Source organism: Pleomorphomonas diazotrophica (assembly GCF_002844595.1).
Classification (GTDB): Bacteria; Pseudomonadota; Alphaproteobacteria; order Rhizobiales; family Pleomorphomonadaceae; genus Pleomorphomonas; species Pleomorphomonas diazotrophica.
This window is the reverse complement of record NZ_PJNW01000002.1, coordinates 378,583-398,039: the sequence shown is the minus strand read 5'-3', so window position 1 is coordinate 398,039 and position 19,457 is coordinate 378,583. Positions and strand designations below refer to the sequence as shown.

The window sequence follows — 19,457 nt, the reverse complement described above, 5'->3', positions numbered from 1 at the left end:
TAACATAAATGTCACACGATCTGAAGCCCTATCGTCCGTAAACCCCCGACAATCAACCCGTTCTGTTTGGATCGATCGGCAGGCTGATCCGGACCATGGCTCCACGCCCGCCGTTCGCCACAGCCGGCGAGTCCAGCAGATCTATGCTGCCGCCGTGCTCCTCGACGATCTTGCGCACGATGGCGAGCCCGAGGCCGGTGCCCTTTTCGCGCGTCGTCATGTAGGGCTCCAGGAGCCGGTGCCGCTCTGTGGTCGGCAGGCCGATGCCGGTATCCACCACTTCGACGATATTGAAGCCGCCGGCTTCGCGGCCATAGACGTCGACGCGCGCGCCGGTCCGCTCGCCCTCGGGCAGTCCCTCGATCGCCTCCACCGCATTCTTGACGAGATTGGCGACCGCCTGACTGATCAGTCGATGATCGAAGCGCCCCTTGAGCGGCGTCTCCGGCAGATGCGCCTCGAAGGTGATCTCGGGGTGGCCGACACCCAGCAGGAACACCGCCTCCCGCACGCATTCTCCGAGGTCGCGCTCCTCGAAGGACGGCTTGGGCATGCGCGCGAACTGCGAGAACTCGTCGACCATGCGGCCGATATCTCCGACCTGCCGGACGATGGTGTCGACGCACTGATCGAACACCCGCCGGTCGTCGTCGGCCACCAGCTTGCCGAACCGCCGCCGGATGCGCTCGGCGCTGAGCTGGATCGGCGTCAGCGGGTTCTTGATCTCGTGGGCGATGCGGCGGGCCACGTCGGCCCAGGCCGAGGTCCGCTGCGCCGACACCAGCTCGGAAATGTCGTCCAGCGTCACCACGTAGCCGTGCTCGCGGTCGAGCGACCGGTCGGGCGTTACCCTGACCGAAACGGTGCTCTTGTGGCCGTTGCGCACCAGCGCGATGGTCGCCTGATGCGACCGCCCCTCGTCCTCATCACGCAGAGCGACCGAGAGAAGGTGAGCCAGTTCCGGCACCTCGTCGACGAGCAGCCGTCCGACCAGGTCGAACAGCTCCACCCCAAGCAGAGACAGCGCGGAGGCATTGGCGATGGTGACGTGACCGTCGTTGGAAATGCCGACGACGCCGGCCGACACGCCCGACAGCACCGCCTCGGTGAACCGCCGCCGTCTTTCGGCTTCCTCCGAGGCCGAAATCAGCTCCTGTCGCTGGCTTCTCAGCTCCACGGTCATCTTGTTGAACGAGGCACCCAGGCTGGAGATGTCGTCCGAGGTGGCCCCGACTGGCACGGCGGCGGTCAGATCGCCATGCGCCACCCGGTCGGCGGCGCCGATCAGGTGACGGATCGGCGCCACAAGGTAGTTGGCGAACGACAGGCCGATCCACATGGCGCCGAGCAGAAAGACGATCGACATGCCGCCGAAGATCATGGCAAAGCCGATCTGCACGTCGGATCTGTTGTTTTCCAGCTCGCGATATTCCATGGCGCTGTCGCGGGCGAGTTTCAGGTTGTCCAGCACCTGCTTGTCCAGCAGCCTGACGATGTAGAGATAGGTTTCGTCATAGGTCCGGAGCTTGAGGAGACCGCCGACCTGGTTGGACTGCCCGGGCTGCAGGAGCACCGCCGTTTCCTTGCGGGCCTCGTTGATCGCCTCCACCGGCGGCATCACCGTCCTGACGCTCGGGTCGATGTCGGAGCGCAGGATGACGTTGGCGTTCTTGTCCAGGAGGTAGGCGCTTTGTAGGCCATGCAATGAGGCCTGAAGCCGCATCAGATTTTCGAACCGGGTCGGTTCGTAATCATAAAGCGACTTGGCTGCGTCGAGCGAGCTCGCGATGCTGATGAGATCGGCCCTCAGCACGCGGGCATGTTCCTGCATGTAGGCGCTCGCCACGGTCAAGACGTTGTCCACCACCTGTCGCGTGCGCGACTCGAACCAGTGATCGAAGCCCTGGTTGAGCGAGACGGTGAAGGCCACCGCCACCATCACCGCCGGCAGCGCGGCGATGAAGGCGAACAACGCGACAACGCGCAAATGGAGTCGCGCCGCCGCCCGCCCCTCAAACCAGGCACGTCCCAGCTTCCACACTTCCTGGCCGACCATGAACATGATCGCCAGAAGCAGAAGACCGTCGATCACCAGGGAGCCGCGAATGAGATCCGTGGTCGGCGGTATCGGCAGGAGATTGGAGATCAGCGCGAAGATGCCGAGCGAAAACAGCGTGGCGATGCCCACCAGCACGAGGCCGGTCAGCCGCCGGCCGCGTCCCTCGGCATAAACATCTTTCATGGCCATCGGCCTTGCGGCGACCTCAACCCGACCAACCGACACGTCCGCCATCGTCCGTCTCCACTGCATCACGTGATGCCGTCTATCACGATTGCGGCTTCTTGACGAAAACCGAGTGCAAAAGCGGTCCTTCCGCCTTTTTTTGCCCCGGTGCCGCCACAAGCCACGCTTTACATCCGGCCGCAATGGACTAACAAGGCGGCCAGCCAACAATCGCGGATCCACGCCGACATGACCGACAGCCCGCTTCCGAAGCCCGCCCTCGCGGCGGCGCTGCATGCCATCGAGATTACCCGGACGGGCATTGCCGCCCTTGAAGAAGCGGCACTTCATGGGCCGCTCGGCGAGGCCATCGACAAGGCCATCGGTATCGTCGCAGAGGGCAAGGGCCGGCTCATCGTCACCGGCATCGGCAAGAGCGGCCATATCGCCCGCAAGCTCGCCGCAACCTTTTCCTCCACGGGCACGGCCGCCTATTACGTCCATCCCACCGAGGCCGGGCACGGCGACCTCGGCATGGTCGACGGCTCCGACGTCATCCTGGCGCTGTCCTGGTCGGGCGAGACCACCGAACTCGCGGTGGTGCTCGCGTTCGCCAAGCGCTTCGACGTGCCGGTCATCGCGCTCACTGCCGGCGCCGAGTCGACCCTGGCCGCCGCCGCCGACGTGGCGCTGATCCTGCCGAGAGTGCGCGAAGCCTGCCCGCACAATCTCGCACCGACCACATCGACCGTGCTGCAGCTCGCCATCGGCGACGCCATCGCCATGGGCGTCATGGTCAGGAGAGGCTTCTCGGAGACCGACTTCCACATCTTCCATCCGGGCGGCAAGCTCGGCTCGCAGCTCCGGCGCGTCTCGGACATCATGCACACCGAACGGCTGCCGCTCATTGCCGCCGACAGCCGGATGACGGACGCCATCCTGGCCATCAGTTCAGGCGGCTTCGGCGTGGTCGGAGTGGTCGACGGTGACGGGCACCTGATCGGCATCGTCACAGACGGCGATCTCCGCCGCTTCGTGCACTCCGATCTCGGTCCGCAGTTGAGCGCCAGCAAGCTGGAAACGCCGGTCGCGCAGGTGATGACGCGCAAACCGATCACCGTTGCGCCGCAGATCTTCGCCGCCGAGGCGCTCGACCTCCTGCAAAACCGCAAGATCTCCGTGCTGTTCGTCGTCGAGAACGAGAAGCCGATCGGCATTCTGCATACCCTCGACCTGCTGCGCATCGGCGTGGCCTGATCAGTCCCGGGTGTCCCGCTACCCCCTCACGGGCTCAGGATGGCTGACGATGCGGCGAATCTCCGGGAACGCGATGCGCGCCGCTCGCTCCACCGCATCGGCGCGGCGGTGCACCTCGGCGGCGGGGAGCGACGCCGGGAAGCGGCAATGGAACGCGACGAACACCCCTTCGTCAATCTCGCGGGCACGGACGTTGTGAACATCCGAGACACCATGCGTCGCCGCGGCTTCCCGGAGGCTCGCGGCATAGGCCGCAACCCGGTCGTCCGGTAACTGCTCGCCTTGAATGAGGTCGGGATACAGCGGTTCGAGATGGGTCTCCACCTCGATCTCGGCGCCGATTTCAGCCCGGATGGCTGCTTCGAGCCGGCTCGCCACCTCATGCGCCTCTCCAAGAGGCATGGCGCCATCCACCTCGCAATCGAGCGACACCGAGAGACGGTCGCCGAGATGCTGAATGGTGATGTGGTGGACGGGAATGCGTTCGCGCGAGGCGGCGAGGAACACCCGCTCCCTGACGCTTTCGTCGTCGATCGGCACCGGCCTGAGGCTGACCGTCGCCTCGGCGTCGGCGATCTCCGTCAGAATGGCCGCCACCATCGCCCGCTTGACCACGGCGGTCTCGCCGAGGCTCAGCGTTCGCGGCACGCCGGCCGATATGTCGACGAAGTGCCGGGGACCGACCGTTCGCACCCGAAGCTGGTCGATGGCGACGATACCCGGCAGGTCGAGGAGCAGTCGACGGAGCGTGCGCGCAATCGTCGGCGACACGCGGTCGGTCAGTTCGTCGGCGGTACGGCGGATCATTCTGAGGCCAAGCCAGCCGATGAACAGCGCAATGGCCGCTGCCGTCACCGAGTCAGCCCAATCGGCACCATAGAGGGTGGCGACAAAGCCGACGATGACTATCGCCGACGACGCGACATCGGAGAGGAAATGCATGGCGTCGGCGGCAAGGGCCCGGCTGCCGGTCTCCACGGCCGCCTTGTTCAGCGCCCGAGCCCGCCAGAGATTGATCACGATCTCGGCACCCAGCACAGCAAAGGCGATGGCGTTGACCGACGGCGGCGGCGCCTCTCCGACAAAGCGGTTCCAGGCCTCCATGGCGACGCCGCCAGCCAGCACCAGCAGCAGCGTTCCCTCGCCCAGCGCCGCGAGGTCCTCGAACTTGCCGTGTCCATAGGGATGGTCGTCATCGGCTGGGCGATCGGCAAAGCGAACCGCCAGAAAAGTGACCAGCGTGGCGATGGCGTCGGTACCCGAATGCAGCGCGTCGGTGATGAGGGCCAGCGAACCGATCATCAGGCCGATCGAAAGCTTGGCGACCGTAAGGCTGAGGCTGGCAATGAGCGATACCAGCGCCACCCGTTCCTTCCTGGTCATCGCCTTCCCTCGCCGTCCGCCAAACCGATGGAGACGGGCATGCCCCTCAACCGGCCAAAAGGCAAGCGCCCGCGCCGGCGCGCTGCGCTCATTCCACGAAAACGGTGATCCGATCGGCCCTGCCCTCGCCGTCGATCACCGACAGCGTCAAGAAGCCAGCCCCTTTCGGGACATAGCTGAACTGCCGCGCCCACGGTTCCCGTGCCACCGGCGCGCCATCGGCAAGCCAGGTAAAAGGCCCCTTGCCGTTTCGGACCCGGAGGGCGAGCGGCTGCGGCGAACCGGCGGCAAAGCCGAGATCGACGCGGGCACCGGCCGGCGGATAGGCGATCTCCGGCCCGGCATCTTTCAGCGCAACCGCCGCCCGTGCCCCGCGCAGCCGCTGGAGCGGCGGCGGCAACTCGGCATTGGAGACCTTGAGCAGGCCTGGCGGTTCGGGCGGCAGGCGCGTGGTTCCTCCCGCCCGGACGAAGGTGTCGGCGAGCACAGGCACGGCCACGTCGACGCCCATCAGGCCGGGCAGCGGTGCGCCGTCCGGCCGGCCGACCCAGACACCCACAACATTGCGGCCGTCGTATCCCATCGCCCACGCATCACGGTAGCCGTAGGAGGTGCCGGTCTTGATGGCGACGCGCACGTCGCCTTTGGCGGCGCCGAGCGGACCGGCCAGGATGTCCGTGACATAGGCAGCGGCACGCTCGTCCATAAGCGGCTTTGGCGGCTCGGCCGGCCCCAGGGCATCGACCCTCTCGCGGAGGGCGATCGGCCGACCGCCACGCGCCAGTGCCGTATAGAGCGTCGTCAGGTCGTTCAGCGTCAGCCCCACGCCGCCAAGACCGACCGCGAGGTTGGCCGGTGCCATGTCCGGCAGCTTCGCCTCGACACCCGCCCGGCGAAACCGCGTGACGAGCCGCGCCGGTCCCACCAGTTCCAGGGTCTGGATGGCCGGCACGTTGAGACTGTCGGCCAGCGCCTGCCGCACCGTCACCGTGCCCCGGAAAGTCTTGTCGAAATTGTTCGGCGTATAGCCGGCGAAAGTAGTCGGCCGGTCTTCGACCAGCGTTTCGGGATGGGCGATGCCCGCCTCGAAGGCGAGACCGTAGATGAAGGGCTTCAACGTCGAGCCGGGCGAGCGGATCGCTCTGGTCATGTCGATGGAGCCGGCGCGCTTCTGGTCAAACAATCCAGCCGAACCAACCGACGCCAGCACGTCGCCGCTCGCCTCTTCGGCCACCATGATGGCGACCGAGACGTTCGGGCCGATGGCGCTTGCCCGCTCGGCCGCGAGGCCTTCCAGCAAAGCCTGCAGCTTGCCGTCGATCGCAAGGCGAATCTCGCCTTCTCTGGGAGCCGCCGCCACCGCCCGATCGGCGGCGTGCGCAGCAAGCAGCGGAAAGTCGCGCCGACGAGTCGGTACCGGCTCGGCCATAGCCGCCTCGGCGTCGGACAATGCAAGAATGCCGCGATCGGCGGCTCGCTTCAGGATCCTGTCCCGCGCCGCCTTGGCGGCTGCCGGATCGCGGTCGGGCCGGCGAGCCTCGGGCGCCTGCGGCAAGGCAACGAGGAAGGCGGCTTCGGCCGGCGTCAGACGCGCCGGCTCCTTGCCGAACCAGGCGAGCGACGCCGAGCGCACGCCCTCGAGATTGCCGCCGAACGGCGCGAGGCTGAGATAGGCGGCGAGGATGTCGTCCTTGCTGGCAAAGCGCTCCAAGGCCAGCGCCTTGACGATCTGGCCGAACTTGCCGCTTGGAGAGCGGGTGTGAAGACGTTCCGAAAGCCGAACCACCTGCATGGTCAGCGTCGACCCGCCGGAGACGATGCGGCCGTGTGTCAGGAGTTGCCAGCCCGCCCGCACGAGCGCTTTCGGATCGACGCCGGAATGCTCGAGGAACTGGCCGTCCTCGGTGGCGAGAAGCAGCTTGACGTAGCCAGGGTCGACCCGCGCCGGATCGACCGGCAGCCGCCAGAGGCCATCTCCTACCGTATAGGCACGTAAAAGGTCGCCGTTCCGTGCCGTGACGACTTGCGAGGTGGGGGCGAAGAGATCGACCGGCGGCGTGGCATCAACGAGGGCGCGAAACTGCGCAACCGCCAGCACACCGGCAACGACAGTCACCGACAGGACAATGAGACATGCCTTGATCAGTCGATGTGGCGCTCTCATCTGGCGGCACCTTCCGGCTCACTTCAGCAACGTCGGTTTTCAAACTCTCAACAGCGAGCGCCCAAGCTGAACCCCTCTGAACAGGACGCGCGTCGTCTCGAGGAAAGCACGATACGGAAGCACTGTCAGATATCTGTACCGGGGGAGTTTGTAGGCCCGGATATTTATCTGAACCTGGGTCTCCATGTCATTCAGCTGGCTGGCGGGTTGCGGCAGGACCCAGCACGCCCTGAGGCCGCTCAAATACTCAAGGTCATAGGCAATATCATAGGACAGCCGCATGGGTATCAACGCATCAACCATCCAAGCCGCCGCCCGACGATTGACGATATAGGCTCCCGACCCTTTCTTCCGGGTCAGAGCGACAGCCAGGGACCGCGACGCCGAGAGTTTCCTGAACGTCACGCCCCCTTCCCGATTGACGGTCGTCAAACGCAGGATATCCCAATGCCGGCCCTGAACGCAGGCAAGATCGATGGCCTCAACGAAGTCCGGAGAGAATGTGACATCATCCTCCACGATCAGCCCATAATCGGCGTCGGAAGCCAGGAGCTGCTTGGCACACTCGATATGGCTGAGATAACAGCCGACTTCGGCCGGAATGATCCGCCGTCCATGCAGGAGCTTGAAGGCAAGCTCGCTAACCTCGGGAATGGGGAAGCGTAAAAGCTTGCCGTCGACCGCCTTGACCACGTCGTGAGTGAGCCCTCTGGCCTGAAAGCGCGCCTCCATCATGGCGCGGCGATCGGGGGCACGCTCGAGATTGATGAGATAGCAGGCCAGCTTGCTTCCGCTCGTCGGCAACCTGTTCATCAAATCCCCCCGATATGGCAGCTCTGCCGGCAAAGCCTCTCATGGCTTGGCTTCGCCACTTGATTGGCACGGCGCAGGCCTGCAAGTAAACGCCGCCGCTATTCGCGTCACAGACAAATTGTCGTCTCCCCGCGCGTTTGGTACTTGCGAACCGGATCGATGACGGCCGGGCAGTCACGCTTCGACGGAGCGGAGCTCAAGCATGGCAGCTTCAGAGCCAGCAAAAATAGAAGTTGAAAAAGCAGCATTGACGCGAATCTCGAAGGAGCATGTAACTATACTTTCAAAAATCGAATAAAACTCAAATGCGAGCGCCATGCTGTTAGCGTAGATCGGATACCTCTTCGCAACGGAACACGACCCGAAGAACACCGCAGCTTAATTCGTAGCTGACGAAAATAATAGACATTCGCAATAATACACCATTAACGCTCATCGCATAAAATGCGGAAGGAGAGAAACGGGCGGATACTGAATTCTGGAGGATAAAATGGGACTATTCGACAAGATACTGTCGAAGCAGAAAAGCGGAGCTTCGCCCGAAAACGCGCTCGCACGCTCGGAGACTGAACGGAGTATCGCCCTGAGCGATGCACCGCCCGCCGTCGCAGAACCCCTCAGGATCCTACGGACGGACGCGTCCCTTTCGGGCATCGGTCCGGACAAATTCCTGTTTGATGGCCGAGAGGCCAGCCTTGTCCTCGCTTTCGTCTCGCCGAAAGCGGACTTCGCGAGCGTGACCCGCAAGATCAAGTCGCTTGCTCGTTCGGCCGAAGTCGTGGCGACCACGACGGCCGGCGAGCTCTGCGCCGTGACCGGTGAGAAACTCTACTGCGAGACGGACGGCGCCTGGCAGAACGTGGTTCTTCAGGTCTTCTCGCCGGCCCTGATCGAAAAGGCCGAGGTGTTCTCGGTTCCGCTCTCCTCGCAGGATCTGCGAGCCGGCCGCTCGACGATGTCGCACGGCACCCGCATTGCCAAGATCGTCTCGGCACTCAGCGGCGTGAAGCCGACCATGCATCTCGATGCCAGGTCGACTTTTGCACTGACCTTCGTCGACGGCCTGTCGATGTCGGAAAGCTACTTCATGGAGGCGGTCTATGAATCCGGCCGCTTCCCCTGCCTGTTCGTCGGCGGCTCTTCCGGCGACGCCTTGACCTTTACGGAGACGCTGCTGTTCGATGGCCGGCAGATCGTGAAGGACCACGCGGTCGTCGCCTTCGTCAAGATGGCGGCAGGCCAGCGCTATGGCGTCATGAAGAGCCAGAATTTCCGCAAGATCGGCCCGAGCTTCGTGGTCGTCGATGCCGATACCGACCGCCGGTCGGTCAGCGCCGTCATCGACGACAAGACTGGCAAGGTCGTCTCGCTGGTCAAGGCCCTGTCGGCGGCCTTGAAGGTCGAGCCCGCCCAGCTCGAAGCCGCCCTCAAGGGAAAGGCCTTCGGCATCGAGCTGGGCAAGGAGCTGTTTGTCCGGTCGGTGGCGAAAATCGATATCGAGAAGGAAGTGTTCTACTTCTATTGCGACATCGGCCCCGGCGACGAACTCACGCTGCTCGAGCAAACCGACTTTCTCGAGCAAACCCGCGCCGACGTCGAACGCTACCTGCGCGGCAAGCCGAAGCCGGCCGGCGTTCTGATGAACGACTGCATCCTTCGCCGCCTGTCCAACGCCCAGGCACTGGCGCGCACCGGCGGCATCTGGCCGGCGCCCGTCGCCGGCTTCTCGACCTATGGCGAGCTGTTCGGGATCAACATCAACCAGACGCTGTCGGCGATCGTCTTCTTCTCAAACGTCCAGACGGATTTCGCCGATGAGTATCTCGACAACTTCGCGATCCATTACGCCAGCTTCGTCAACTACTTCACGCGCAATCGGCTGAAGCGCGTCGAGATTCTCAATCGCCTGAGAACCGGCGTCATCGACAAGATCTCCGACTATCTCGAAATGTCCTCGAAAATCGAAGACACCCTGTCGGAGATTTCCAACGTTGGCGACATCATGTCCGGCATCCGGGCCGCCATGGTCGGCTCTCGCTCGGAAAAGGGCGGCCAGCCGTCCAACACGGAGGCGCTGGCAGCCCGCTTCGGCGGCCTCAACGACGCCCTCACCGCCTTGCGCCAAGTGGTGGCCGTCATCGACAACATCACCGGCCAGACCAATCTCTTGGCGCTCAACGCGACCATCGAGGCAGCGCGCGCCGGCGAGGCCGGCCGGGGGTTCGGCGTGGTGGCCGGCGAAGTGAAGAAGCTCGCCAACGACACCAAGTCGACGCTGGGTCACACCCAGACCGCCATCGCCAATATCGAGGAATCGCTTCGCGAGCTCGGCGTCATCATCGAGGCTACCAAGCAGGAGTTTTCCGAGGAAGGCGAGCGCTACAAGCACATCGTCAGCAACGTCGAGGAAATCTTCGCCCAGAGCGGCCACTTCGAGCGGTCGATTGCCGGACTGTCGTCGATCGTCGCCAGTCATCGCAGCAGCGTAGAGCAGGCGGTCAGCGGCATCGAGTTCCTGCATCGGCTCGACAAAAGCGACCGGGACGTCGCCTGATCCGGCCTTTGGCAAAACTTCCCCAACAGAATCGCCGCGCGGGTCTCCCTGCGCGGCGGTTTTCATTTTCAGGATATGGCGAGATCAGCCGTAGATCGGGAAAGCGTCGGTCAGCGCTCTGACGCGCCGCTTCACGGCCGCCTCGACGCCGTCATTCTTGTCCTCGCCGTTGACTTTCAAGCCATCGAGCACCTGCAGGATCAGGTTGGCGATTTCCTTGAACTCACCGGCCCCGAAGCCGCGCGACGTGGCGGCCGGCGAGCCGAGGCGGATACCCGAGGTGATCGTCGGCTTCTCCGGGTCGAAGGGCACGCCATTCTTGTTGCAGGTGATGTCGGCCCGGCCGAGCGCCGTCTCGACCAGCTTGCCGGTGAGGCCCTTCGGGCGAAGGTCCACAAGCATCAGGTGGTTGTCGGTGCCGCCGGAGACGATGTCGACGCCGCCGCGCTTCAGCTCGTCCGACAGCACACGGGCATTCTCCACCACCGCCTTGATATAGGCCTTGTAGGCCGGCTGAGCCGCTTCCAGCAGCGCAACCGCCTTGCCGGCGATGACATGCATCAGCGGGCCGCCCTGCAAGCCGGGGAACACCGCCGAATTGATCTTCTTGGCGATGTCCTCGTCGTTGGTCAGCACCATGCCGCCGCGCGGTCCGCGCAGCGTCTTGTGGGTGGTGGTGGTGACGACATGCGCATGCGGGAACGGCGAGGGATGCTCGCCGGCCGCCACGAGGCCCGCGAAATGGGCCATGTCCACCAAAAGATAGGCGCCCACCTCGTCGGCAATGGCGCGGAAGGCGGCGAAGTCCCAGACGCGGCTATAGGCCGAGCCGCCGGCGATGATGATCTTCGGCTTGTGCTCCTTGGCCAAGGCAGCGAGCTGGTCCATGTCGATGCGATGGTCCTGGGCACGGACGCCATAGGTGACCGCGTTGAACCACTTGCCCGACATGTTCGGCTTGGCGCCGTGCGTCAGATGGCCGCCGGACGCGAGGTCGAGGCCGAGCACCGTGTCGCCCGGCTGCGCCAGCGCCAGGAACACCGCCTGGTTGGCCTGACTGCCCGAGTTCGGCTGCACGTTGGCGAACTTGCTACCGAACAGCGCGTTGGCGCGCTCGATGGCCAGGTTCTCTGCGATGTCGACGTACTGGCAACCGCCATAATAGCGTTTACCTGGGTAACCCTCGGCATACTTGTTGGTCAGAACGGAACCCTGCGCCTCGAGAACCGCCTTGGAGACGATGTTCTCCGAAGCAATCAGTTCGATTTCATGCTGCTGACGACCGAGCTCCTTCGCCACGGCGGAGGCGATCGCGGGATCAACCTCGGCGAGGGAGCTATGGAAAAAGTTGGCAAGCTCTGCGCTGGTCGTGTTGGACATTTGGGTTTCCGTTCCGTCAAGGGACGTTTCTTGGGCCGGACTGACCGGGACGAAATGCCCCGGCGCCACGCGCGCCCGTGACGGGGGTCGCTTATCACGGGCGGGGGGGTGCCATCAACCTGAGGGCGGCCCATCCGGCGGGCGGCAGACCCGCCTAAATCGAATATGCGACCTGTTCAGGCAACTGCGGCGTCGAGCGCGGCGATCTTGCCGGCGTCCTTGGCCCGTCCGGCGAGACGATAGAATCGGCCGAGATCGACCGGCGAAGCGACGCGGAACCGTCGGCCGCCCACCTCGATCCTCTCTGTCTCGCCCAACTCGTAGAGCAGCCAGCCTCCGGCAGTCCGAATGCTCATCTCGGCCATGACGTCGATGACCAGCGGGGCGCCCTCAAGATGGAGATGCACGCGCGAACGAAACTGGTCGTTGCCGCTTTCTCCGCCCGGATCGACGCCGGCCGCCGCCGCCATCGCCCTCGCCTCCTCCTCGCTGACGATGACGTCGAGATCGGTCGCCAGGAAATCGCCGATGCCCTGAAGCTCCAGAACGGCAGTACCGAACAACACCGGCTCGACGCCCGCGCGTTCGGAAAGAGCGACGAGAAAGGCTAGAGTTTCAGCGAGTTCGGGGCGCATTCAGACCGTGAACCCTTTCCGGCCGGCTTGGGGCAGCGGTTGCGCCTTGGTCTCGGCGAGACGCCGTTCAAGCTTCCTGAGCGCCAGTCGCTCCAGATCGAGCCGGGCAGCGCCGGCCGGACCGAGCACCTGCACCTCGACGCCGGTAACCGAGCAAATGGCGGAGACTCGCACGACATTCCCGAGCGCGACGAACTCGAAGTAGACTTCCCGCTCTTCCGTAGGTCCGGCCATCCAGCACCGTCAAACAAAAAGCCCGCCCGGAAATCCCGGACGGGCCGAAGCTAACACAAGACGCTGCGAAAATCAGCCGGCCTGGGCCTGACTCTGCGCCTCCGGCGACATAGGGACGCCGAGACCGTCGCGCTGGTAGATGTCGTCGCGGAACTCCACCGTATTGTTCGGCGTCGCCCAGGCGGTGATATACTGGAAGTAGAGCGGCACGGGATCGGCCACCGGCGCGTCGATGCGCTCACCCGAGGTCAGGGCTTCGGTGATGCGATCCTTCGGCCAGTCGGGCGTGTTCTTCAGGATCCAGTAGACATACTCGCGGACGTTCTGGACGCGCACGCAGCCCGAGGAGTGGAAGCGATCGTTGCCGCCGAACAGGCCCTTGCTCGGCGTATCGTGCATGTAGACGCCTTCCGGCGACGGGAAGTCGATCTTCACCGTGCCCATGGAGTTGAGGTCGCCCGGCTCCTGACGGAACATGTAGTTGACTGCCTGATCGGTCTTCCAGTCGATCGACTGCCAGGAGACCTCGGTGCCCGAACGCGGGTCGAACACGTGGATCTTCTGCCGGTCGAGATAGGCGGCATCCTTCTGCATCTGCGGGATCAGATCCTTGAGGATGATGCTCTTCGGAACCGTCCAATAGGGGAAGAAGCGGATGATGGTGATCTTGGAGTTCAGAAGCGGCGTCTGCCGGTCGATCTTGCCGACCACGCCCCGATGGCGCGAATGGACGACATCGCCGTCGACGGTCTCAATCTCGGCGCCGGGCACGTTGACCATCACATAGCGGTCGCTGCCGCCGCCAAGCGGGTTGGGCAGCGTCTGCAGGCGGACGAGGTTGAGCTGGAGTTGCTGGATGCGCGTTTCGACGGGAACGTTGAGCTGACGCAGCGTCGCATTGTCGACCACGCCGGTTGCGATGATGCCGTGGCGAGCCTGGAAGCGGCGGACGGCACCGTCGACGAAGGTGTCGTAGGCCGTCGAGATGCCGGCGCTCTGATCAAGGTCGCCGGTGATCATCAGCCGCTGGCGCAAGGCACCGACAGCAGGGCTTTCCATGCCCAGGCGAAGCGTACCGCCAGCCGGCACCTGCGGCCAGCCGCCCTGCATCGCAATCGAGGAATACTGGGAAATCGCCTGCTCGGTGTAGAAGCCCGACTGGCCGGAAATCGACGGCCGGGTCGTCTGCGTCGCGAGATCGGCGGGAGCGGAAACGTCGAAACCTTCTGTCCATTCGGTCTGGGCCAACAGCGTCTGGGCCTTCGAGGCGGAGGCCGCCAGCGCGGTCATTCCGGCGATCCCGGCCTTGAGCACCCCACGGCGGCTGGCCGCCATCGACAAAAATGATTCCTTCACGACCGCACTCCAGATCGAACCGTTCGGACGCCAAAATCGCGCAAAAGCATCGGAACCTCGGCCCAATGGACAATGGCCTTGGTTAACGGAGCCTTTCCAGCAGATTCCCGCACAGATTCGGCGCCTGCGACAGACTCGCATGACGGCGCCAGTGGCTCGCCGTTTATCGGCAATTCATGGCGAAATCGAGGATTATGAATGCCCTGCCCTTCACGCAGGCCAGACCCGATCAAATGGCATGGCAACGTGAAGACGTGAAAAGACCCTGAGCGCAGGGAGGGCGCCCAGGGCCAAGTCGCGCGTCTCGGGAGGAGTTGAGACGTTCGATGCATCCGGTCTCAGGAAAGGGGAGGAAGCATTCCAACCGACATGCTCGATACACTTAACATCTGACAGCAAAGTGTTAAAGAATGGTTAACGTGACAGAAAAAGCCCTGTATCGACGTTCACCCTGTCGCATTTTTTCTGCCATTACTCACTTCTGAATACACCTTTGTCAGTTTTGACAGTGGATGGAACTCATTTTTGGCCTATCGACTTGAGAGACCCATAGCGCCGAACCGAAGTCCTACTCTCCCCCGCAAGGCAAAGCGGCCGCCGTGGAAACGACGACCGCTTCGGATCTGCAAGTCGCGGAGCGCTCCTGGAAGCGCTGTCACAGACGGTAGGGTTTGGTCGGTCCAGAAGCGCACCGAAGTCGGATGTTTCCGACTTCGGATTTCCAAGTCACGGAGCGCTTCCGGAAACTCCGTCACAGACGGTAGAGGATCTGGTCGGTCCAGAAGCGCTCCAGCCGCTGCAGCGACTTGTTGAGCACCTTGAAGTCGTCGCGGTTGATGCCGCCGACCGTCTCGATCGAGATGATGTGACGATTGTAGAGCTTGCCGACGATGTCGGCGATCGCCTGGCCCTTGTCCGTCAGCTTGACGCGAACCGAACGGCGGTCCATGCGCGAACGCTGATGATGAATGTATCCCATCTCAACCAGCTTCTTGAGATTGTAGGAGACATTGGAGCCGAGATAGTAGCCGCGGGTCCGGAGCTCACCGGCCGTCAGCTCGCTATCGCCGATGTTGAACAGCAGGAGCGCCTGGACGGCGTTGACGTCGGTGCGGCCCGAACGGTCGAACTCGTCCTTGATGACGTCCAGCAACCGGCGGTGCAGACGCTCGACGAGGCGAAGCGCCTCGAGGTAAAGCGGCTGGAGCCCCTGCTCTTCTTCGGGCTCGTTGGCGTAAAGATCATAGGCGCGCTTGGCGTTGGCCATGGTGGAAAGCCTCTCTGTCGTACTTTTTGGATGCGGCTCTTTGTCCGCCTTGATCACGACAGTAGCCGAGAGCTTTGAAAAACGGCTTAAGGGGCAAGCTGAATATTAGTTTAACGCGATTCCAAACCCACCCGAGTCTTCGCTTTGGTAAAGCAGGACTTTACGCCCCTAAAAGGCGAGGCAACGCAGGAATTTCAGCCAGATTCCGCACAATTCGACCTAGATTTCATCGATCCGACTCAGGCCAAGAGGGTCAGTTGAGATGAATTGGCAAATTTTACGCAATAACTCTTCGTTGACTCTCACAAACGATCGCGCGTCCGCTCGTAATAAGCCGAGAGCACGGCATAGAGCGCCACGGTACCGATGTGGAAGATCATCAACGGATAGTTTCGGCCGAACTGCGGATTATAGGCGCTGTATAGCGCCGTCTCGGTGAGCGCGCTGATCATCCACACCACGGTGCCCCAGGAGGCGAGCAGCCACAGGCCGACCGCTGCCACGAGATCGGCGACGGCGAAGAACAGCGTGGCCACGATCACCGGCGAGGAAAGGGTCAGGAAGTTGCCGCTCGGAACGCCGAAACCGAGAATCGTCGCCCAACGAAAAAGGCCGGCGACCAGAAACACCGTTGACAGGAAGCGGACATAGATCACCAGCGTCAGGCGGGCGTCAAACCTGCTCCACAGGCTTGCATCGAGCCCCTCGGACTGCCGCGTATCGCCGTTGCCGCTCATCCGATTATCCTTTCAGTCTGTCGGGCTGCCTCATTTTTGCGCCGGAGTATCGATCAAATCACGACCCGCGTATAGAGCGACAGGCTGAGCCGTGCTAAAGCGGCACCGCTTTCCGCAGGCAGGACCTCCCACCATGACCGCGAACACTCCCTTCTCCAAAGGCGCCGCCGCGCCCGACATGCGCGCCATCCTGAACGGCCGCCGCATGCGCCGGCTGCGCCAGACCGACTGGTCGCGCCGTCTCGTGCGCGAAACCAACATCACGGTCGACGACCTCATCTGGCCGATCTTCATCATCGACGGCGTCGGCGTGCGGACGCCGATCGCTTCCATGCCCGGCGTCGAGCGGCTGTCGGTCGACGAGGCGGTGCGCGATGCCGCCGAGGCGGCTGCCCTCGGCATTCCGGCCATCGCCCTCTTCCCCTATACCGATCCTGCCAGGCGCGACGAGAACGGCAGCGAGGCACTGTCGCCGGACAATCTCGTCTGCCGCGCGCTTCGCGCCATCAAGACCGCCGTTCCCCACATCGGCCTGATGACTGACGTCGCGCTCGATCCCTACACCAGCCACGGCCACGACGGCCTCCTCGAGGGCGAGGTCATCCTCAACGACGAGACGGTCGCCGTTCTGTGCGAGCAGGCGCTCAACCAGGCACGGGCCGGCGCCGACATCATCGGCCCCTCGGACATGATGGACGGCCGCGTCGGCGCCATCCGCGCCGCGCTGGACGATGCCGGTTTCGAGCATGTGCAGATCATGGCCTACTCGGCCAAATATGCGTCTGCCTTCTACGGGCCGTTCCGCGACGCCATCGGCACCAGCAAGACGCTACGTGGCGACAAGCGTACCTATCAGATGGACCCCGGCAACTCGGATGAGGCAGTCCAGGAAGCCGAGCTCGATCTCGCCGAGGGCGCCGACATGATCATGGTCAAGCCGGGCATGCCCTATCTCGACATTCTGCGTCGCCTGAAAGACGAGTTCCAGGTGCCGACCTTCGCCTACCAGGTCAGCGGCGAGTACGCGATGATCATGGCGGCGACCCGCAACGGCTGGCTGGACGGTGAGCGGGCGATGATGGAAAGCCTCCTCGCCTTCAAGCGGGCCGGCGCCGACGGCATCCTCACCTATTTCGCCCGTGACGTTGCCCGCAAGCTGAAAGGCTGACGTGCGAGCGGCTCGCCTTCTCAGGATCGGCCCCGCCGCCGCGATCGGTGCGGTGCTGGCGACCGGAACGTGGTGGCTGGCCGAAGGCTACCGCGACGCCCACGTCTGTCTCGACGCCTTGCCCGCCCTCGAGGAGCGCGGCGACCTTGTCGCCGACCATATCCAGCGCTCCGGCAGCTTGGGCCGCGTCATCGAGATCGGCTACTTGCAGATCGACGACTCCGGCAGCAGGCTCGGCCGGCTGCGGTGCGCCTTTGGCGACGACTTGGACGGTCGGCGGCAGTTGCTGGGTCTGGAGTTCGGGGGCCGGCCGCTCGGCGAGGCACGGCTGTATGTCCTCGAACGCTTCTGGCTGGAGGATGAAGCGGCCGTCCAAAGCGGCAGGGCGCGCCTCAGGGTCGAGATAACCCCGCTCGGCTTCCTCGCCGCGATGATCGGCCGGCCGCACCCCGCGCTGGTCGGAGGCCTCCTTTGCGCCCTTCTTGCCGCCGCCATGCTGGCGGCAAGACGCTTCGCCGGAGGCAGACGCCGAGACTGACGCCGCACTTGTCTCCCCGCCGGTCGAAGGATTAGGGTGTCGGCCCAAATGCCGGCCGACGTGCCCGCCGATCCGCAGCCTTGTTGTCGGTTGCGCCCTTTCGCGAACGGCGAACAAGGCTTGAGAGGCGATGAGGGAGAGACAGATGACCGAACAGACCCCCGGATTCTCGACGCTTGCCATCCATGCCGGCGCCGCTCCGGACCCGACCACCGGCGCTCGCATCACCCCCATCTACCAGACGGCGTCCTACGTCTTCGAGGATGTGGACCAGGCAGCGAAGCTGTTCGGCCTCGAGACCTTCGGCAACATCTACGGCCGCCTGACCAACCCGACGCAGGCGGTGCTGGAAGAGCGCGTGGCGGCGTTGGAGGGTGGCGTCGCTGCGCTCGCTGTGGCGTCCGGCCACGCCGCGCAGCTCATCGTCTTCCACACCCTGCTGCAACCCGGCGACGAGTTCATCGCCTCCCGGAAGCTCTATGGCGGCTCGATCAACCAGTTCTCCAACGCCTTCAAGAACTTCGGCTGGAACGTCGTCTGGGCCGATCCGGCCGACCCCGCCTCCTTCGAGAAGGCGGTGACGCCGCGCACCAAGGCGATCTTCATCGAATCGATCGCAAACCCCGGTGGCATCGTCACCGACATCGCCGCCGTGGCCCATGTGGCCAAGCGCGCCGGCGTGCCGCTGATTGTCGATAACACGCTGGCGACGCCCTATCTCTGCCGTCCGATCGAACATGGCGCCGACATCGTCGTCCACTCGCTGACCAAGTTCCTGGCCGGCCACGGCAACTCACTCGGCGGCATCATCATCGACGCCGGCAATTTCGACTGGTCGCGAGAGAACCGGTATCCGATGCTTTGCGAGCCGCGGCCCGAGTATAATGGCCTCGTCTTCCACCAGAATTTCGGCAACTTCGCCTTCGCCGTCGCCTGCCGGGCGCTGGGCCTGCGCGATCTCGGCCCGTGCATCTCGCCGTTCAACGCCTTCCAGATCCTGACCGGCATCGAGACGCTGCCGCTCCGCATGCAGCGCCACGCCGACAATGCCAAGGCGGTGGCCGAGTTCCTGTCCGATCACCCCAAGGTGGCCTGGGTGTCCTATGCCGGCCTGCCGGGCGATCGCTACCACGGCTTGCAACAGAAATATGCCCCGAAGGGCGCCGGCGCCGTCTTCACCTTCGGGCTGAAGGGCGGCTATGACGCCGGCGTGACGCTGGTGAAGAGCGTCGAGCTGTTTTCCCACCTCGCCAATGTCGGCGACACCCGCTCGCTGGTGATCCATCCCGCCTCCACCACCCACCGCCAGCTCACCGACGCGCAGAAGGTGGCCGCCGGCGCCGGGCCGGACGTGGTCCGCCTCTCCGTGGGCATCGAGGACGTGGCCGACATCATCGCCGATCTCGATCAGGCGCTGTCCCACATCGACTGACCAAAGCGTCGCGCGGAAAGGTGGGGCCACTTTTCCGCGCGAGTGATGTGTCCATAGAAGGCGGAGGCACGCGTGTCGCCGAGTCTCAGGAAGCTCCTTGGCACCATCATTCTGGTGATCACCGTTCCGATTTACGCCCTCATTGCCATGGTGGTTGCCGTCGCAATGCTTCCGGGCGTGAACTTCTGGTGGCAGCTCGTCTATTATCTGCTGGCAGGGCTGCTCTGGGTGCCGCCGGCCGGCCTGCTCATCGCCTGGATGGCCAGGGCGGACCGCCGAGTCTAGGCGAACGCGCTTGCCGACCTTAGCCGGATG

At 64.1% G+C, this 19,457-nt stretch carries 16 protein-coding genes; 6 read left to right on the top strand and 10 right to left on the bottom strand.

All coding sequences use genetic code 11. The features are described from left to right. Positions 1-52: 52 nt before the first annotated feature. Positions 53-2,293, bottom strand: coding sequence for a sensor histidine kinase NtrY-like (locus tag CXZ10_RS02820; RefSeq protein ID WP_210199828.1), 2,241 nt, complete (start codon positions 2,291-2,293; stop codon positions 53-55). A 180-nt stretch (positions 2,294-2,473) separates the two neighbouring features. Here CXZ10_RS02820 and CXZ10_RS02815 point away from each other — a divergent pair, with 180 nt between their 5' ends. Continuing rightward, positions 2,474-3,481, top strand: a complete 1,008-nt coding sequence (locus CXZ10_RS02815) for a KpsF/GutQ family sugar-phosphate isomerase (protein ID WP_101287422.1) — start codon at positions 2,474-2,476, stop codon at positions 3,479-3,481. An 18-nt stretch (positions 3,482-3,499) separates the two neighbouring features. On the opposite strand, the gene CXZ10_RS02810 is transcribed toward CXZ10_RS02815, so the two are convergent. The 3 genes from CXZ10_RS02810 to CXZ10_RS02800 form a co-directional block, all read right to left on the bottom strand. Beyond that, complete coding sequence (locus CXZ10_RS02810) at positions 3,500-4,864, bottom strand: cation-efflux pump (RefSeq protein ID WP_101287421.1); 1,365 nt, start codon at positions 4,862-4,864, stop codon at positions 3,500-3,502. An 88-nt stretch (positions 4,865-4,952) separates the two neighbouring features. Next, a complete protein-coding gene (pbpC, locus tag CXZ10_RS02805; RefSeq protein WP_101287420.1) occupies positions 4,953-7,028 on the bottom strand; it encodes a penicillin-binding protein 1C in 2,076 nt (691 codons plus the stop codon). Between the two features lie 39 nt (positions 7,029-7,067). Further along, positions 7,068-7,841 (bottom strand): glycosyltransferase family 25 protein, encoded by a 774-nt coding sequence (locus CXZ10_RS02800; protein WP_101288332.1) that lies wholly within the window; start codon positions 7,839-7,841, stop codon positions 7,068-7,070. Between the two features lie 508 nt (positions 7,842-8,349). On the opposite strand from CXZ10_RS02800, the gene CXZ10_RS02795 reads away from it, so the two are divergent. After that, positions 8,350-10,395 carry an FIST N-terminal domain-containing protein gene (locus CXZ10_RS02795; RefSeq protein ID WP_425349342.1) on the top strand — a complete coding sequence of 682 codons (2,046 nt, stop codon included), beginning with the start codon at positions 8,350-8,352 and terminating at the stop codon, positions 10,393-10,395. Positions 10,396-10,479: 84 nt separating this feature from the next. Here CXZ10_RS02795 and glyA read toward each other — a convergent pair whose 3' ends face one another. The 6 genes from glyA to CXZ10_RS02765 all read right to left on the bottom strand — a co-directional run bounded on the left by glyA (position 10,480) and on the right by CXZ10_RS02765 (position 16,004). After that, entirely contained in the window at positions 10,480-11,775 is a 1,296-nt protein-coding gene (gene glyA / locus CXZ10_RS02790) for a serine hydroxymethyltransferase (RefSeq protein ID WP_101287418.1), read from the bottom strand. A gap of 176 nt (positions 11,776-11,951) precedes the next feature. Beyond that, the gene (locus tag CXZ10_RS02785) at positions 11,952-12,410 is read right to left on the bottom strand and encodes a hypothetical protein (RefSeq protein WP_101287417.1); all 459 of its coding nucleotides are present in this window, start codon (positions 12,408-12,410) and stop codon (positions 11,952-11,954) included. Beyond that, positions 12,411-12,644 (bottom strand): DUF6898 family protein, encoded by a 234-nt coding sequence (locus CXZ10_RS02780; RefSeq protein ID WP_101287416.1) that lies wholly within the window; start codon positions 12,642-12,644, stop codon positions 12,411-12,413. It lies immediately after the preceding gene. Between the two features lie 72 nt (positions 12,645-12,716). Next, entirely contained in the window at positions 12,717-14,000 is a 1,284-nt protein-coding gene (locus CXZ10_RS02775; protein ID WP_244617085.1) for a L,D-transpeptidase family protein, read from the bottom strand. A 751-nt stretch (positions 14,001-14,751) separates the two neighbouring features. Beyond that, on the bottom strand, positions 14,752-15,267 hold the full coding sequence (gene ldtR, locus CXZ10_RS02770) for a transcriptional regulator LdtR (protein ID WP_026792781.1): 516 nt from the start codon (positions 15,265-15,267) through the stop codon (positions 14,752-14,754). A gap of 302 nt (positions 15,268-15,569) precedes the next feature. Beyond that, entirely contained in the window at positions 15,570-16,004 is a 435-nt protein-coding gene (locus CXZ10_RS02765) for a DUF6163 family protein (RefSeq protein WP_101287414.1), read from the bottom strand. A gap of 178 nt (positions 16,005-16,182) precedes the next feature. Between CXZ10_RS02765 and hemB the strand changes: the two genes are divergently transcribed. The 4 genes from hemB (at position 16,183) to CXZ10_RS02745 (ending at position 19,427) form a co-directional block, all read left to right on the top strand. After that, the gene (hemB, locus tag CXZ10_RS02760) at positions 16,183-17,172 is read left to right on the top strand and encodes a porphobilinogen synthase (protein WP_101288331.1); all 990 of its coding nucleotides are present in this window, start codon (positions 16,183-16,185) and stop codon (positions 17,170-17,172) included. A gap of 1 nt (position 17,173) precedes the next feature. After that, positions 17,174-17,710 carry a hypothetical protein gene (locus CXZ10_RS02755; RefSeq protein ID WP_101287413.1) on the top strand — a complete coding sequence of 179 codons (537 nt, stop codon included), beginning with the start codon at positions 17,174-17,176 and terminating at the stop codon, positions 17,708-17,710. A 145-nt stretch (positions 17,711-17,855) separates the two neighbouring features. Then, positions 17,856-19,142, top strand: coding sequence for an O-acetylhomoserine aminocarboxypropyltransferase (locus tag CXZ10_RS02750; protein WP_101287412.1), 1,287 nt, complete (start codon positions 17,856-17,858; stop codon positions 19,140-19,142). 72 nt (positions 19,143-19,214) lie between these two features. Then, positions 19,215-19,427, top strand: a complete 213-nt coding sequence (locus tag CXZ10_RS02745) for a DUF2842 domain-containing protein (protein WP_101287411.1) — start codon at positions 19,215-19,217, stop codon at positions 19,425-19,427. Positions 19,428-19,457: the final 30 nt, after the last annotated feature.